This is a genomic window from Psychrobacter sp. A3, assembly GCF_028823565.1.
GTDB classification, from domain to species: domain Bacteria; phylum Pseudomonadota; class Gammaproteobacteria; order Pseudomonadales; family Moraxellaceae; genus Psychrobacter; species Psychrobacter celer.
Window position 1 is genome coordinate 1 of sequence record NZ_JAPEHS010000072.1, and the last position, 13,317, is coordinate 13,317.

Below are 13,317 nucleotides of genomic sequence, written 5' to 3' on the forward strand. Positions count from 1 at the left end.
ACGCCACTATACTAAGTTTTGGGGAGATAGTGGCAAACCGCGTGGGCACTTTGGTCATATAAAATACTGCCCAACGACCACTTATAATAAAGCCATGTATCTTATCTCATTTAATCAACGAGGTATCGTCAAGCAAAAGCACAATGAGCATCATCCTACGCAGTGTAATAGCTAAAGCGTGCCTTCAATTCACTCGATAGTTATCTCGATAGTTATCTAAGTGCGCTAAAAACGGCTCAATAAAGAATTGTTTTTCTTGCGTGCTGTGACGACGCCGCTCGCTGTATCGTTTTTATATCGGATTGGCTATATATGCATTAGCCGCCTTGATGCATGGCCTGCTTCATCATCACGACGGCCTGCTCTAGTCCGGCAAATACGGCATCTGCGATGAGCGCATGGCCGATGTTTAACTCATAAATCCCTTCTATCTGTGCAATGGCATGGACATTGTCACGTGTGAGGCCATGACCTGCATTGACCAGTAGCTGGTTATTGAGACGTTGCGCAGTCGCAACCGCCGATTTGATGCGCGCAAGCTCATTTTGCTGGGCATCTACATTACCGGCCAAACCTGCTTCGGCATAAGCACCGGTATGTAGCTCGATGGCATCCGCGCCGCACTCGATGGCTGCTGCGACTTGTTTGTCGTCAGGGTCAATAAACAGTGACACTTTAATGCCCGCCGCTTGTAGCTTGCCGATATAATCGGTCAACCAAGCCAGTTGTCCTGCGACATCCAGACCGCCTTCTGTGGTTAGCTCAGCACGCTTTTCAGGTACCAGACATACCCAGTATGGCTTGACCTCACTGGCAATTTTTAGCATCTCCTCTGTTGCAGCGATTTCTAAATTCATTCTCGTCGTCAGCTGCTCTGCTATCTCATAGACATCAGCATCTTGAATATGGCGACGATCTTCGCGTAGGTGTATCGTGATACCGTCAGCGCCCGCCTTTTCACACAGTAAAGCGGCTGCCAAAGGGCTTGGATAATTGACACCGCGTGCTTGACGCAATGTCGCTACATGGTCAATATTGACGCCTAATAAAGGTTTTTGCAAAGTACCATGAGCGGCGGACAATGAAGAAGTGGTCATAAGACATCCTTTTAATAACGAGACTTAATAGACAGGCATTACTATTGATAGACGTAACGATTGATAAAGGTGACTACTGCTAGACGCAGTTATTGATAGCGCCGCTGCTGCTGCCACAACAATCGACTTTGCAGGGGCTGATACTCTAATAAATGATCAATCAGATGACGATGTAGTTTTGACCAGTCGTTTAGCGTCGTGGTAGTGATGCCTGACTGCGCCATTGTTATGATATCTGCACCCAAAAACACCGCATAGCCACTGGCACTTGTTAAACGCTCAGACTCTATGATGTCACGCGATATGGCCAAAAACCCAGTATCTGGCAAAAACCGATATAGTCCCTCAGGCACAATCGCGTTTTGCATACTGTCATGACTGAGAGTCAGGGTAAAACCAAGCTCATCAAATAGGTGCTTTTCAAATTGACGCAAGCATAGACGCAGCTGCTGCTGGGTCAAAGGCTGTTTGAGTTGGTATAGGCTGTTTTGGTAGTGCTGCCACAGTACCGGCATTGGGTCTTCGGTTGGCAAAAGACGCCACAATATCTCGTTGAGATACAGTGCCGAATACTGCTGCTGACCCGTGATTGTCTCATAAGGCATGGCAGCAAGCGTGTGAGCGTCATCTACCGCTGTATCATCGGGATGAGCATCTAAAGAGACTTTTTCATGTCTATTACTGTTACTGTGTACAGCGATATTGATTTGACTAAACGTCTTTAAATCACGCCTGCCACTGGCAAATAGCTGCAAAGGCATAAATAGCGGTGCGCCTTTTTTGCCAACCCCATGTATGACCCCATGCTGCTGAGAAAAAAGACAATATAATGCGCGCTTTTCTTGATAAGGACGCTGATGCAATAAGTAACCTGTCAACGCTTCGTTACGCATGTCTATTACCTCAGCACCCATGTTTATCAGGTGGCTTAAAAACGGCTATACCTATCGGTATCGCTGCTCATCAATAGCCCAAACTGGTCAAGGCTCGTTCGTCATCAGACCAGCCACGTTTGACTTTTACCCATAAGGTCAGCATGATTTTTTTGTCAAACAGTTGCTCCATATCCTTGCGAGCGTCCATGCCGACTTGCTTGATACGCTGGCCTTTATCTCCGATGACGATGGCTTTTTGTCCGCTACGCTCCACATAGATGGTCGCATCAATAAAGGTACAAGCTTTGCGTGGACGGCCAGTTTTGGCATCTGTATGCGCAGGCTCGTCTTTGAACTCATCAATTTGCACGGTCAAATCATAGGGCACTTCATCGCCTGCACTGCGCATGATTTTTTCGCGAATGATTTCACTGGCCAAAAAGCGCTCTGAGCGGTCGGTGATTTGCTCGGTGTCATAAATAGGCGACGCCACTGGTAAGTGTGAGGCGATCACCTCTTGTAAGCGATCGAGGTTTTGGTTTTTTAGCGCAGACACAGGAACGATATCAGCAAAGTCAAAGCTTTCGTGGAACGTTTCGATCAGGGGCAGTAGCGTACCTTTATCCTTTAAGGTATCAGCTTTATTGATTACCAATACCACGGTCAGATCTGTCTCACCAAGTTTTTGCAAGGTAAGCAGATCGTCATCACGCCATTGATCCGAATCGACCACAAACAGCACCAAATCAACATCGACCAAAGCCGAGACCGCGGCTTTGTTCATACGCTCATTGATTGCCCGTACTTCGTTACGATGGATACCTGGCGTATCGACAAACACCGCTTGCATCTCATGGTTTGACAAAATACCGTGGATACGATGTCTGGTGGTTTGCGGCTTGCGCGAGGTAATAGATAGTTTTTGCCCAAGCAAGTGGTTCATCAACGTCGATTTACCCACGTTTGGACGACCAACGATTGCCACATAACCCGACTTGAAATCTTCCGCGATACGTGTCTGGCTACTCGGGGCAAAAAACGCCTCAATGGTGGCGTGCGTCGTTTTCTAATGAGACATCTTCTGACTGATTGATCTCGTCTGTGCTCATTGCTACCTGATTTTGGTCTGCGGGCATGGGGGTGTTTTCAGTCATATTGTCAGTATTATCTGCATTGTGTGATGGCAAATCAGAATGATTGCTCATAAGGTAATCCTGTAGGGTTTATCACCAGCCAAACGGTGTTTGATAAAAAATCACTAGGCGTTAAATGGTGCATTATTACCAATATTAAAACATCCATTGCGTTATGGGCTAATAAATAGGTAAACATTTATAATATATGCGGTCAAGACGAGTAAAATCAACGTGGACAAACTGCCTTGCAATAACCATATTATATGTCAGGCTGTGGGTTTATCACTTGCTATAAGCGTTTTTTGGCAGAGTTTGGCAGCTTGTGCAACTGATTAATCATCAGCTCGGCCGCCTTTTGCTCAGCGATACGGCGACTCTCACCAGACTCAGTAATGTCAGGGCATTCATTGATATTGACATGACAGCGCACCACAAATATCTGATGCGGCGCATTCCCTCGAGTCTCTAATAATTCATAATGCGGTAAATCAAATTGCTTGGACTGTAGCCACTCTTGCAAACGGCTTTTGGCATCTTTTAAGGCTTTTTGATCGTTGACATTGTCGATCAAATCCCCATACCACGACAGTACGCACTGGCGCGTGATGTCCATGTCTTGGCTATCTAGGTAAATCGCCCCAATCAAAGACTCTACAGCATCGGCCAAGATAGAAGCGCGATTGCGTCCGCCACCTTTACGCTCGCCCACGCCTAAAATCAAATGGTTGGAGAGCTCAAGATTTTGCGCGATGATTACCAGCGACTCTTGACGTACTAAAGTGGCTCGCATACGCGTCAATCGCCCTTCATTTTGCGTCGGATAACGATGGTACAAAGCTTCTCCGACGATCATCCCTAGCAGGGCGTCACCCAAAAACTCTAAACGCTCGTAGTTTTTTTTGCTGTCAAAAGAGCGGTGCGTCAGCGCAAGCTTTGGCAAGCTCAAATCGTTGAACACATAGCCTAATTTGCGCGTCAAAACCGCTAATCGTTGGGCAAACTCTGTACTCACAACGTGGTTGTCGACAGACGTGCTATTTTTTTTGGGAGTAGTAACCGCTTGGGAATGCTGCGAAGTTGGTTTCATGCGTGGCTTATGGTTATCCCTTCTGTTTTTACTGAGGTGGTGAATGGTTAGAATGATAAATGCGCTATAAAAATCATCGGCGGCTCGGCTGCGCTACTCTGCGCTATTCATATCGATATCGGCCTCAAAACGATTGACGATATCGACATTGCCAAAGAAATTATTGGTGACCGCATACTGCTTATGAATCGCCAGTTGACCCGTTTTTTTATTGGTAAAGGTAAAGACATCTTCTGCTTTGGTGTCATAATCAGCGTTGATAGATAGCTGCCGATTGACACGTTCGACGTACTGTCTGGCGGTTTCATTATTATTATTCGACTCTTTTAGCTGGGCACTCAAAGTCTTATTTAACTGGTAATCACCGATGTGAGCGGGTACGATAGCAACGATGAGTTTGGCAGCAACACCCAAAACCATAATGACTAAAACGATACTGGTCACACTTGCACCGCGCTGCGTTGCCAAGCCAGATATCTGCTGCATGATCCTTTTCCTCTACTGGTCCATATTGATAAATCACTATTTTTAACCGCCGCCTACCTATGAGACGATTGTTGATTCGATAGTAACAATATTAGCACAAAACTATTATCGATAAAAAAACCAATAGCGGCGCTGCTACTTTTTGTCAGCAGACATATCATGCTTGTACACGCTGCCTCAAACCAAACTCTAAGTGAAGAAGCGCTCTAGTCAGTCTTTACGGTTAGTGAATCGTACCGTTACGTGCAAAAGTGGGCAGGTTTAGGCCAGGCGGCTTATGCATCCAGATGTAGACCGCTTTGCCCGCTAGGTTTTGTTCGGGCACAAAACCCCAAAACCGACCGTCAGCACTGCGATCACGGTTATCACCCATCACAAAATACTGACCTTCTGGTACCTGGATACGCCACTGTGTGCCCTCAGAGCTGACCACTTCTGGCGCTTGTTGCTGCAAAAAAGGCGCATATTGCGCACTATTCATATCGGTCAAGTAGCGCACAAGATGCGTCGTATCCCCTTGGGTTTCGGCAAAATACTGCGCTTCACGCTCTTCTTGCTGGCCCATGGCAGCAGCACTCTCTTCGGTGAGTATTTGACCAGGGGCAATCTGTCCTGGCAAATAAAGCTGAGACGTCAGATCTGTATTGGCCGTAAAACTGACAGGCTTGGTTTTTACTGGTACATCATTGATCGCAAGCGTCCCATTATCATAGCTCACCGTATCCCCTGGCAGACCAATCATACGCTTTATGTAGTAAATACTTGGGTTTTCTGGATAGCGAAACACGGCCACATCGCCATGCTTAGGCTCGCCTGTGTCCAATACTTTATTGTACGTCAAAGGCAGACGCACACCATACGCATACTTATTGACCGCGATAAAGTCGCCTGTGTACAGCGTAGGCACCATCGATGATGAGGGAATATTAAAAGGCTCAATCAAAAATGAGCGTACCACTAACACCACGGCCAATACAGGGAAAAAGTCATAAGCCCAGCGGACCAATAAGCTCTCCTTGCCGCGTCCGCGAGTCTTACGCTGTTTGAGGGTCAACTTATCTAATAGCCAAATGATACCTAAGCCGATGGTTAATGGCACTAAAATTAAATTAAAATCAAAATCCATAATAACTTGCCTATTAACGAGCGGCTTATCTTATTGCAGCATCGATAAGATCAAACCATATGTGACGTATTTTTTATCAAACCTTTACCAAAGCAGCATGTACTCTTAGCTATCCACTTGCAGCACGGCTAAGAAGGCTTCTTGTGGAATCTCGACGCTACCCACCTGCTTCATACGTTTTTTACCCGCTTTTTGCTTAGCCAACAGCTTTTTCTTACGTGATACGTCACCGCCATAACATTTGGCTAGGACATCTTTACGCATGGCTTTGACCGTACTACGACCGATAATTTGGCTACCAATCGCCGCCTGAATTGCCACATCAAACATCTGACGCGGAATCAGCTCTTTCATTTTGGTCACTAGCTGGTTGCCACGGAAGCGTGCTTGGTCCTGATGTACAATCATCGCTAGCGCATCAACTCGATCACCATTGATGAGTACATCCACTTTCACCAGCTTATCGACTTGATAACGCTCAAAGTTATAATCCAATGAGGCAAAGCCGCGCGAGACTGATTTTAGACGGTCAAAGAAGTCCATGACCACCTCGCCCATCGGAATATCAAAGATCAGCTGGACTTGCTTGCCCATAAAGCGCATATCGACCTGTACACCGCGGCGCTCGATACACAAAGTCATGACGTTGCCCAAGTAATCTTGCGGTACTAAAATCTGACAACGGGCAATCGGCTCGCGGAACTCTTCGATGTTGTTTGGCTCAGGCAATCTCGATGGGTTATCGACATAGATAATCTCACCGTTTTTTTTGACAATCTCATAAATCACCGACGGCGCAGTGGTGATCAAATCCAAGTCATACTCGCGCTCTAAACGCTCTTGGATAATCTCCATATGCAGCATGCCCAAAAAGCCACAGCGGAAACCAAACCCTAACGCATCCGAGGTGTCTGGCTCAAAGAAAAGCGAGGCGTCGTTGATTTGTAGTTTTTGTAAGGCTTCACGGAATTTTTCAAAATCATTGGCATCGACAGGGAACATGCCTGCATAGACCTGCGGAGTGATTTGCTGAAAACCTGGGATACGCTCAACGTCAGGCGTGCTGGCATGCGTGATGGTATCACCCACCGGCGCGCCTGCGATGTCCTTGATACCAGCGATGACAAAACCCACTTCCCCTGCTTCTAGAACGCCGGTGTCGACAGGTTTTGGCGTAAAGACACCGATAGAGCTGACAGGATGAGACTCTTTGGTCGATTTGATATAAATCTTATCGCCTTTTTTCACCGTCCCTTCACGGACACGAACCAACGATACCACGCCCAAATAGCTGTCAAACCAAGAGTCAATGATAAGGGCTTGTAGCGGGGCTTCGCGGTCGCCTGTTGGCGCAGGGATAACATCTACTAACGTTTCTAATAGCTTATCGACGCCTAGACCTGATTTGGCAGAGACACGCGGCGCATCAATGGCTTCAATCCCGATGATGTCTTCAATCTCTTGAATCACGCGCTCAGGCTCTACTTGTGGCAAATCAATTTTATTTAAGACTGCCATAACCTCCAAACCTTGATCGACCGCGGTGTAGCAGTTGGCCACCGACTGTGCTTCGACGCCTTGCGCGGCGTCCACCACCAGCAGTGCCCCTTCACAGGCAGCAAGTGAGCGCGACACTTCATAAGAAAAGTCGACGTGGCCTGGTGTGTCAATAAAGTTAAGCTGATAGCGCTCGCCATTTGGATGGTCATAAAACAAAGTGACCGACTGCGCCTTAATCGTGATACCGCGCTCACGCTCGATATCCATGGAGTCGAGTACCTGCGCTTGCATCTCGCGATCTTGCAAGGCACCGCACATCTGGATAAAACGATCGGCAAGCGTCGACTTGCCATGATCGATGTGGGCAATGATTGAAAAGTTACGAATATTTGCTAATGCAGTCACAAAGCGCCTACTAAATTAAGGGTGATAGAATAAAAGATTCGAGCAAATGCTGTCAGGCGCATGTCACACGGTCGCTATCTAGAAAGTCGCTATCTAAAAACTGGCGGCCTATAAATGAGCCATAAAGATCCAGACATTATCAGACCGACATCCGGTATCACTGTCTTTAATCAACCACTGAAGACGCCAACCGTTATGCGCAAACATAAAAGCGTATTCTAGCAGTTTTCCACTATAAAGTAAGGCGATTTTATTTGTTGGCAAAGGATTTACCAGTAAGGTTACAAGCCGATAACGCTACAGAAAAAAAGAAGGCAACAGATTGTTGGCTAATTTGTTTATCGCGCCTGTATCTTTTGCGATATTTCACGTTTATTCCCGTTATTTTTTAGGGCATCTTACTCTCAGAGAACGCCGAATCGTCAGTGTCTTTTGTCGCGCTCAGATACTTATATATCCATGGCGACTTGCCATAAAAAGCACCATTTAGCTGAGTTTGCTCTATCAGATACTCACGAAAGCGCAGATAAAACTCGTTGTCGGGGCCCTTTGGCTGCTGCCAGAATTTATCGAGTGGCTTTTGATCCGTCAGTTTGGGAGTGTCATAGATAGCGCGGCCCATAACTTTGGTCGGTTTTTTATGATATATCGATTGTAGACCCGTGGTGCTATTAATGGTGACCATTCCGATACTGTGCTTCATCAAGGTGGGCAGATGCATATCACAGCCATAAAACACTCGGTTTGCGACTTGGTAGCGCGCCGCCAAACTTGCTACCAACTCACGATAATCCCGATGACCTCGGTCTAGCGGATGATGCTTAAATACCAGCAGCTGCGCAGCATCGGCATGATGGGCAAAGCTTGCGATGGCCTCGTCAATAAACTGCACCACATCACGATAGTCACTGTGATGAGTGATTTGCGAGTCATTATGCACCTGTAAGCTAATCAAAAAATAATTGTTGCTATCTTGCCGCGTTAGCCGCTGTTGTAAGCGCTTGTCAGGTAAGTAGCCACGCAGCTTGCGCCACGGCGCTTTTAGCCAAGCGATTGCCTCTTGCCAGGCGGTCATGCCACGATAATGGGAATAATGCGGGTAGCGGCTTTTATACAGCCAAGTGGCCGCATAGTAAACGACAGCCGCGACGCTCAAGCGATAAAAGCGATTATGCGTATATAGCGGCTGGTCGTTGGCTTTTTTCAGCGCCTTGATATCAGCCGTATTAAGGCGTGAGTAGCCATTGATGCCATGCTCTTGCAAGGTGATGTAATCAGGGCGCAAATAGCCTTCTTCAAATACGAAAAATGAGGTGCCTAGCTGCTCACCGACCCGCGCCGCTTGAGTATGGTGCGGACGGCAGTCGCCAAAGCAGACGATGGCATCGACCCCTTGCTCTTGAATAAAAGCAGACAACCACGACGAAAACTGCGCCAATGTGCCTGTGTATTCGTAAGTATTGGGATGATGATAAAACAGCGCATCGCCAGCATTAAAGTTAATCTTGCTGACCTTGATATCTTGCGTCTGCAAAAAACTTGAGAAACGATGAAAAAACCCGCCCATTTTTCCTTGTAATAGCAAGACATGTCGATGAGTAAGCAGATGAGACATCGAAGCTGTCATAGTATCAAATTACCATTAATCAAAGAAAAAGAAGGTCGCATCAAAACAGGCCAATATACAAAAAAACCGCATAAACGACAGGCAATTATACCTAAAAAAGGCATGACTGTCGCAGGGGATTTACGTTGATTATTGAGATAAGGTTAGTGCGGTTTATTACTTAGACGCTGTTGCCACTGATGGCGATACTGCATAAAACGCGTCGCGGCGCGGCGTTTTAATTGGGTAGGCGTTGGTAATAAAGCGCGCATAGGGCTCTTGGTGCTGGGAGTAATGAAAGCCTCAGAACTTGCCATCAAAGCATCGTCATCAGGCGGGTACAAATAGTCGATGACCTGCTCCACTTGCGCCAGCCCATAGCCATTTGGCAGGCGATATAACGGGTAGCAAATCAGAGTACAATACAATAGCTGCTCAAGCGATAAAGGAGTGGCGCGATTACGTCTGGCCAGATATTGAGATTTTGGCGGCAGCTGCGCGTCGATATCTGTGGTCAGCCCCCACCCTGCATAAAACGGCAGACCATAACACGTCACACTCAAACCACGAAGCAGCGCCTCAAAACCTGTCAACGAGCTGATGGTATGCACCGCATCGACCCCTTCTAGGCAGTCAGGCATCGCGGTATCATAAGCGGCCGCATCTACCAGCTGTAAGCCATCAGCGCCTACCTTGCCAGCGCGCAGCCCTGCCTCCACATCAGGATGCGGTTTATAAATGAGATATGCATCAGGATTGTCTTGCCTAACGCGCGCGATCAAATCACGGTTTTTTTTGATCATTGACCCGCAGTGCTGCACAGAGAGATCATCTTCTACTTGTCCAACGATGAGGAGGCGACGCTTGCCAGACTGCTTTGCCTGTATGAGCCAGCTACCATCACGACTTGCCTGACGACTGATGCTCGCACCCACATTGTATTTACTGACTCGCTGGGTGAGCAGCTTGGTTTGTAGGTTTTGGACGCGCTGACGCTGCGACTGACTTAGCGGCTGACAGTGGCGTAGCAGCGTCTCCAAATCCGAGGGCGCGGTGGCGTCGTAATAGATGCCTTGTCTGTCTATCACCACAGATAAAGGCGCCAGTAGCGTTGCGCCCAGACCGTTGGAGCGGATAAAACCATCTTCCATACAGTAGATAGCTGGGCTATCTGCACCAAAACCTACCTGCTTGCGCTGGCGTTTTTGTTGTACCTGCTGCCGCTTTGCTAAGCCCCAAACCAGTAACGGCTGCTGATAATCCACCCGTAAATGATCGGGATGCAGCAGGTTTTTTAGGCGAGGTTTTGGTTTGATAAATAAATCAGTACGCGGCAGATCCACAAAAGCCTTAACAAATGGCAGCTTCCAGCGGCTAAATTCATAAACCGTCAAACGACCTGCCAGCTGCGACTGCCAGTGACGGTTGGTCACCAGCCACTCAATCGCCGCCTCTATGTCGCAAGCTTTGCTGCTCGCAGGATCGACATAGTGACTATAATCGACATAAGCGCTATAAAACAACACCTCTAAAGTTGCGCTCATGTTTCTCGCCATATTGGTTTTAGAGGTCGTTTGAGAAAAAGCTGGTGGAAATAAGGCTGAATTAGGCTGTGGTTTGGACGGCGGCAAACCCTTCGCAAAGTTTTGACGACGGTGCATGACAGTATGATACAAGCGTTTGGGCGCACCGCTATCATCTGTCAGCCCCCAGCCACTATACCAGTTGACCCCAAAGCAGTGCACCTGCTTGCCGAGCATCAGTGCCTCAAAACCCATATGCGAGCTAACTGTATACACATGATCGACCTGCGTCAGTAAGGCGATAGGATTGAGCACCTGTGTCAACACCTGCACATTTTTGGGTAACTTGAGAGCAGTCAGATAGCCTGTGCGGGCGGCAGGGTGTGCTTTTATCCAAATATGGGCATTCGGATGATTGCGGCAAGCGGCTTTTAGCATACGTCTAAACTGACGTTTATCTGCACCAGCCCCTTTGACAGAGGCATCGCCTGCGACTTGATCGATTAATAAGATATGTGGCTGCCGAGGAGTGTTTGCGGTACTGGCGACTTTTCGCTTTGCCGCTTTATTGTTTGCCAACTCATTGAGTGAGGGGCAAGTCGTCACCGCATTATATTTACTCAGCTTTTCTGCACAGATGCGTGACATCAGCTGCTGAGCACGACTGTGATGCAGCGCATGATGCCCAGCACTGTCACGATTGTTATGATTGTCAAAACTGGCACGAGCAACGATAAGCTGCTCTAAGCGCGAGCTTTGGGTCAAATCAAAATAAATACCCACATCATCGACGACCACACTGACAGCATGGCGGCTACTGATGCCAGAGTCTAATGAGCGCAAAAATCCGTCTTCGATACTCAGCACAGCACAGCTTTGTTTGCTGGCGGCTTTGTGGGCGCGCTGAAAGCTTTTTTTGCGTCCCCAACCGATAAAAGCCTCGGGCTGAGGCTTCGATATGGTTTTGATCTGATTCTTGATACGGTTTGGTAAGGGCAACCTAGACAGCAGTGATGCAGCAGGGGCCGTGACACCTTGTTGCCTTGCTGACCACGGATACCAGCGCTGAATATCAGCATGCAGCACTTGTGGCAGCAAAAGATTATTACGCTGCATACCTTTACCAATCACCGCCAGTTGCATCGGCCGCAAGCGCTGGGTTAAGGGCAAAAACAGCGTATCATCAAAGGCCGATATAGAGGCGCTTTTGCCTTCTTCTGTGACGCTGTTTGCCATTATTTCCCCTTGTCAATCAGTGATTTACCAATCACTGATATTTTAGTATAAACATCTTATCCTATAAAACGCCTATCAGTCGTTATAGATCCAGTACCACTTTTGCAGCGATGGCCAACTGATAGAAAATCTGCGACAGTCCGCGCGCAATCTCTACCCGTTTGGTCTTAACCTTTGGCAACACCATAATCTCATCGCCTTGCTGGATACGATAAGCGGTATTCACCACTTCGCTGGCGCCATTTTGATGGATAACCAAAATCTCTTTGGTATCTGCATTATCACCAAAGCCGCCTGAATTGGCCACATAATCGCCGACGGTATAATCTGGGTTAAAGGTCAACGCCCCTTGTGCGCGTACCTGTCCATTGACTGTAATCACAGACGTCTGCGCGGGGATCTCGATGACATCGCCTTGCTGAAGGATAATGTCTTGCCATGAGTTTGGCACCACAACGATCTGACCATCTGGCTGTACATTTCGCGCTTTTGCCACAAACTGCTTGACCAAAGCGGCATCATCTTGACGCAGTGCGGCCTCTTCACGGGTCGTTGACTGCGTGGCAAGTGTCAGCTCTTCTAGACGATCAAGCGACTCATTGATCATGCGTTTTTGCTGCTCAGCGACTGACTGACGATAAATGGTCAAATGTGTCAACTTAGCCAGTGGGCTTGGCTGCAATTGCGGCACGATGTCTTTGAGACGGGCGCCATAGGGCACCACCATCGCGCCATTGCCCGTATGCGCTCCTTTCACCTGCACTGCGATCGTCCCCGCATAGCGATCTGAGGTCACCACCATCTGATCACCATTATAGACAGGCACGTTTTGCGCCTCTGCCAGTGAATAGTACTCCGCTGTCTGGGCGCGGCCTGAACTGCGGGTAATACTGACATTGGTAGCGTTTGCGGCAGGATTGGCCACTTGCAAGACATCACCGATGGTCAGATCGTTGACATCAAACTCAAAGGTATATTCGTTTTGTACTTGGCCGCTGACCTCAAAGGTTTTTTTCTGCGGGGCCACTGTAATCACATCACCATCACGAAAGGCAAAAGGCTGCAACTTACCGGCCAATAAAAAATCATAAAGATTGACTTGCTGGAGCATTTGGCCATTGCGTTTGATCTGAATGTCGATAAAGCTGCCGCGTGTCGGGTCGACGCCGCCCGCTCTGTCGAGATAAGACAGCACCGAGTCCGCCGCCAGCCCGCCATAATAACCAGGCTGCTTGACAAA

11 protein-coding genes are annotated in these 13,317 nt (G+C 47.9%); all 11 read right to left on the reverse strand.

Going from position 1 to position 13,317, the window contains the following annotated elements; translation table 11 throughout:
* Positions 1–317: 317 nt before the first annotated feature.
* On the reverse strand, positions 318–1,097 hold the full coding sequence (gene pdxJ / locus NK638_RS09645) for a pyridoxine 5'-phosphate synthase (RefSeq protein WP_274632849.1): 780 nt from the start codon (positions 1,095–1,097) through the stop codon (positions 318–320).
* A gap of 89 nt (positions 1,098–1,186) precedes the next feature.
* The gene (recO, locus tag NK638_RS09650) at positions 1,187–1,990 is read right to left on the reverse strand and encodes a DNA repair protein RecO (protein ID WP_274632850.1); all 804 of its coding nucleotides are present in this window, start codon (positions 1,988–1,990) and stop codon (positions 1,187–1,189) included.
* A gap of 70 nt (positions 1,991–2,060) precedes the next feature.
* A complete protein-coding gene (gene era / locus NK638_RS09655; protein ID WP_274632857.1) occupies positions 2,061–3,020 on the reverse strand; it encodes a GTPase Era in 960 nt (319 codons plus the stop codon).
* Entirely contained in the window at positions 3,016–3,177 is a 162-nt protein-coding gene (locus NK638_RS09660; protein ID WP_274632851.1) for a hypothetical protein, read from the reverse strand. Before NK638_RS09660 ends, era begins: the two co-directional genes overlap by 5 nt.
* Before the next feature lie 220 nt (positions 3,178–3,397).
* On the reverse strand, positions 3,398–4,195 hold the full coding sequence (gene rnc, locus NK638_RS09665) for a ribonuclease III (protein ID WP_105244814.1): 798 nt from the start codon (positions 4,193–4,195) through the stop codon (positions 3,398–3,400).
* A gap of 93 nt (positions 4,196–4,288) precedes the next feature.
* Positions 4,289–4,681, reverse strand: coding sequence for a DUF4845 domain-containing protein (locus NK638_RS09670; RefSeq protein WP_226941337.1), 393 nt, complete (start codon positions 4,679–4,681; stop codon positions 4,289–4,291).
* Positions 4,682–4,904: 223 nt separating this feature from the next.
* Positions 4,905–5,807, reverse strand: coding sequence for a signal peptidase I (lepB, locus tag NK638_RS09675; RefSeq protein ID WP_274632852.1), 903 nt, complete (start codon positions 5,805–5,807; stop codon positions 4,905–4,907).
* A gap of 105 nt (positions 5,808–5,912) precedes the next feature.
* Positions 5,913–7,712: a translation elongation factor 4 gene (gene lepA, locus NK638_RS09680; protein ID WP_274632853.1), complete on the reverse strand. Its 1,800-nt coding sequence runs from the start codon at positions 7,710–7,712 to the stop codon at positions 5,913–5,915.
* Between the two features lie 388 nt (positions 7,713–8,100).
* The gene (locus tag NK638_RS09685; RefSeq protein ID WP_274632854.1) at positions 8,101–9,327 is read right to left on the reverse strand and encodes a capsule biosynthesis protein; all 1,227 of its coding nucleotides are present in this window, start codon (positions 9,325–9,327) and stop codon (positions 8,101–8,103) included.
* 155 nt (positions 9,328–9,482) lie between these two features.
* The gene (locus tag NK638_RS09690) at positions 9,483–12,077 is read right to left on the reverse strand and encodes a capsular polysaccharide biosynthesis protein (protein WP_274632855.1); all 2,595 of its coding nucleotides are present in this window, start codon (positions 12,075–12,077) and stop codon (positions 9,483–9,485) included.
* An 82-nt stretch (positions 12,078–12,159) separates the two neighbouring features.
* Positions 12,160–13,317, reverse strand: a 1,158-nt coding sequence (locus NK638_RS09695; RefSeq protein WP_274632856.1) for an SLBB domain-containing protein, incomplete at its 5' end; no start/stop codon positions are given.

Coding starts and splice junctions, on each gene's coding strand:
- NK638_RS09670 (WP_226941337.1), bottom strand. CDS start 4,681: ATGCAGCAGATATCTGGCTTGGCAACGCAGCGCGGTGCAAGTGTGACC.
- recO (WP_274632850.1), bottom strand. CDS start 1,990: ATGCGTAACGAAGCGTTGACAGGTTACTTATTGCATCAGCGTCCTTAT.
- lepB (WP_274632852.1), bottom strand. CDS start 5,807: ATGGATTTTGATTTTAATTTAATTTTAGTGCCATTAACCATCGGCTTA.
- NK638_RS09685 (WP_274632854.1), bottom strand. CDS start 9,327: ATGTCTCATCTGCTTACTCATCGACATGTCTTGCTATTACAAGGAAAA.
- NK638_RS09690 (WP_274632855.1), bottom strand. CDS start 12,077: ATGGCAAACAGCGTCACAGAAGAAGGCAAAAGCGCCTCTATATCGGCC.
- NK638_RS09660 (WP_274632851.1), bottom strand. CDS start 3,177: ATGAGCAATCATTCTGATTTGCCATCACACAATGCAGATAATACTGAC.
- pdxJ (WP_274632849.1), bottom strand. CDS start 1,097: ATGACCACTTCTTCATTGTCCGCCGCTCATGGTACTTTGCAAAAACCT.
- rnc (WP_105244814.1), bottom strand. CDS start 4,195: ATGAAACCAACTTCGCAGCATTCCCAAGCGGTTACTACTCCCAAAAAA.